This is a genomic window from Chitinophaga sp. RAB17 (genome assembly GCF_052114225.1).
GTDB lineage: Bacteria > Bacteroidota > Bacteroidia > Chitinophagales > Chitinophagaceae > Chitinophaga.
The window spans coordinates 1-3,700 of the sequence record NZ_JBFREI010000030.1; the positions used below are offsets into that span (position 1 = coordinate 1).

Below are 3,700 nucleotides of genomic sequence, written 5' to 3' on the forward strand. Positions count from 1 at the left end.
GCAAAGAAGATCTTATGGTGGTTTTGCCGAGGGTGTTCACCTCTTCCCATTCCGAACAGAGAAGTTAAGCCCCTCATGGCCGATGGTACTGCACAACAATGCGGGAGAGTAGGTAGCTGCCATACTTATTAAGAGAAGCCTTAGTGTTTATGCACTAAGGCTTTTTCTTTCTTTAAGAGTAAACGCACGCTGCTAAAGAGCAGCTGTTTACATGAAGCGTCATCACATCTTACTCTTAAAAACATGGATCCTGTATGAGGATTCATCAGAATACACTCAGCCACAAGGTTGACAACAATTTGAAATAAGATTGAAAAATAATTTGAGAGAAAGCTCAAATAGTTTTGTTTGCGAATAATAAAGGTTATATCTTTGCCATCCGCTTCAAAAAAGCCAGTGTTCTTTGCAAAATAAGGGTTTGATTATCAAAGTATTAAAAGCACTTTCCCAATAGACAAGTCATTGATACTAAGATAATTAAAGATGCAAAAAACTTTAAAAAAGTTTTGGTGATTAATTGAAAGATCACTACCTTTGCAACCCCAACGCAAACAACGCGATACGGAATAAAAGTTCTTCTAATAATAACAAAGATGTTTGGCTAAAGAGCCACAGAGATCGGATCTCACACATCGGCAATAATCACGCAAATGAAACTTCGYAAGAAGAGTCAGTGGTTAAAAGTTCTTTGACATATTGGGAAATGCAAGTTGTATTCRRAATAGTAGTATTTGAATACGTAAATTTTTTAAAGCGAATAAGAGCGCATGGTGGATGCCTAGGATCTAAGAGGCGAYGAAGGACGTGGTAAGCTGCGATAAGCTACGGGGAGATGCAAACGATCGTTACATCCGTAGATTTCCGAATGGGACAACCCAGTACACTGAAGGTGTATTACCCGCAAGGGGGCCAACGCAGGGAACTGAAACATCTAAGTACCTGCAGGAAAAGAAAATAAATAATGATTCCCTAAGTAGTGGCGAGCGAACGGGGAAGAGCCCAAACCGGATCGAAGCAATTCTATCCGGGGTTGTAGGACTACTTTTAGAAAGTCAGATCAAGTTGAATCATCTGGAAAGATGAGCCGTAGCAGGTGATAGCCCTGTAGACAGAAATTCTGATGGACGTGTAGTATCCTGAGTAGTGCGGGACCGGAGGAATCCTGTATGAAACTGCCAGCACCATCTGGTAAGGCTAAATACTCCTTAGATACCGATAGTGAACCAGTACCGTAAGGGAAAGGTGAAAAGTACTCCGAACAGGAGAGTGAAATAGTTCCTGAAACCGTGCGCTTACAAGCGGTCGGAGCTCGCAAGAGTGACGGCGTGCCTTTTGCATAATGAGCCTACGAGTTACTCCTCACTGGCAAGGTTAAGGTCTTCAGTACCGGAGCCGTAGCGAAAGCAAGTTCTAACAGAGCGAATYAGTCAGTGGGGGTAGACGCGAAACTTTGTGATCTATCCATGGGCAGGATGAAGGTTAGGTAAAACTAACTGGAGGTCCGAACTCATTAGCGTTGAAAAGCTATGGGATGACCTGTGGATAGGGGTGAAAGGCCAATCAAACTGAGAGATAGCTCGTTCTCCCCGAAATGTTTTTAGGAACAGCCTTGGATATAGACGTGTTATAGAGGTAGAGCTACTAATTGGGCTAGGGGGCTTCACCGCCTACCAAACCCTAATAAACTCCGAATGCTATAACATAATCTCCAGGAGTGAGGCTGTGGGCGCTAAGGTCCATGGCCGAGAGGGAAATAACCCAGACTAACAGCTAAGGTCCCTAATGATACGTTAAGTTGATCAAACGCGGTTCAAATCCTAAAACAGCCAGGATGTTGGCTTGGAAGCAGCCATTCATTTAAAGAGTGCGTAACAGCTCACTGGTCGAGGGTTTGGGCACGGAAAATAATCGGGCATCAAACGTATAACCGAAGCTTTAGGCCTAGYRCTTATGGTRCTAGACGGTAGGGGAGCATTCTAAACTGCATCGAAGGTGTGTTGYGAAACATGCTGGAGCGTTTAGAAAAGAAAATGTAGGCATAAGTAACGATAAATAAGATGAAAAATCTTATCGCCGTAAGACTAAGGGTTCCTGATCAACGCTAATCGGATCAGGGTTAGTCGGGTCCTTAGGCAAAGCCGAAAGGTGTAGCTGATGGCAAACTGGTGAATATTCCAGTACCTGCTATAAATTCGATGGAGTAACGGAGTAGTGAAAGGATCGCGCACTTACGGAATAGTGCGTTAAAGGGTGTAGGTATAGGTTTGGTAGGAAAATCCGCCAGACTTGCTGAAGCCTGATAGTACAGCAAAGCTTCGGCCGCGCTGATAGTGTCCCTAATCAGACTTCCAAGAAAAACTTCTAAGGTTCGTTTATAGCAGCCCGTACCGTAAACCGACACAGGTAGTCGAGATGAGTATTCTCAGGCGCTCGAGTGATCCGTGGTAAAGGAACTAGGCAAATTGACGCTGTAACTTCGGGATAAGGCGTGCCGCAGTAATGCGGCCTCAGTAAAATGGTACAACCAACTGTTTAACAAAAACACAGGGCCCTGCAAAATCGAAAGATGACGTATAGAGCCTGATACCTGCCCGGTGCTGGAAGGTTAAGGAAGGATGTTCGGRGTAAYCCAAAGCTTCTGACTGAAGCCCCAGTAAACGGCGGCCGTAACTATAACGGTCCTAAGGTAGCGAAATTCCTTGTCGGGTAAGTTCCGACCTGCACGAATGGTCTAATGAGTTGTACACTGTCTCTACCACGAGCTCGGTGAAATTGTAGTATCGGTGAAGATGCCGGTTAATCGCAACGGGACGGAAAGACCCCGTGAACCTTCACTACAACTTAACATTGATTTTGAATGCCAGATGTGTAGGATAGTTGGGAGACTATGAAGCAGCTTCGCCAGGAGTTGTGGAGTCATCGTTGAAATACCAACCTTCTGTTATTTAGAGTCTAATCCCTTAACGGGGAGACATTGTTTGGTGGGTAGTTTGACTGGGGTGGTCGCCTCCTAAAAGGTAACGGAGGCTCGCAAAGGTACCCTCAGTACGGTTGGTAATCGTACGCAGAGCGCATTAGTATAAGGGTGCTTGACTGTGAGGCAAACAAGCCGAGCAGGTGCGAAAGCAGGCTAAAGTGATCCGGTGGTTCTGTATGGAAGGGCCATCGCTCAAAGGATAAAAGGTACTCCGGGGATAACAGGCTGATCTCACCCAAGAGCTCATATCGACGGTGAGGTTTGGCACCTCGATGTCGGTTCGTCACATCCTGGGGCTGGAGAAGGTCCCAAGGGTTCGGCTGTTCGCCGATTAAAGTGGCACGTGAACTGGGTTCAGAACGTCGCAAGACAGTTCGGTCCCTATCTGTTGTGATCGTTAGTAAATTGAGAGGACATGACCTTAGTACGAGAGGACCGGGTCGTACATACCGCTGGTGTATCTGTTGTGCCGCCAGGTGCAGTGCAGAGTAGCTATGTATGGATAGGATAAACGCTGAAAGCATCTAAGCGTGAAACCTGCTTCAAGATGAGTTTACTTTTAAGGGCCGTCGGAGACTACGACGTTGATAGGTTACAGGTGTAAGGGTAGTAATATCGCAGCCGAGTAATACTAATTGCCCGTAAGCTTTAATTTTTTAAATATTACGCTAAAGAATTTTGAATACAACTTTCCCGATATGTTATCTTATTAGTTTGCTGTAA

At 45.2% G+C, this 3,700-nt stretch carries 2 rRNA genes; both read left to right on the forward strand.

The features are described from left to right. The first annotated feature begins 13 nt into the window (after positions 1 to 13). A 5S ribosomal RNA gene (gene rrf, locus AB4Z08_RS35680) occupies positions 14 to 125 on the forward strand. A gap of 622 nt (positions 126 to 747) precedes the next feature. Next, positions 748 to 3,632, forward strand: a 23S ribosomal RNA gene (locus AB4Z08_RS35685). Positions 3,633 to 3,700: the final 68 nt, after the last annotated feature.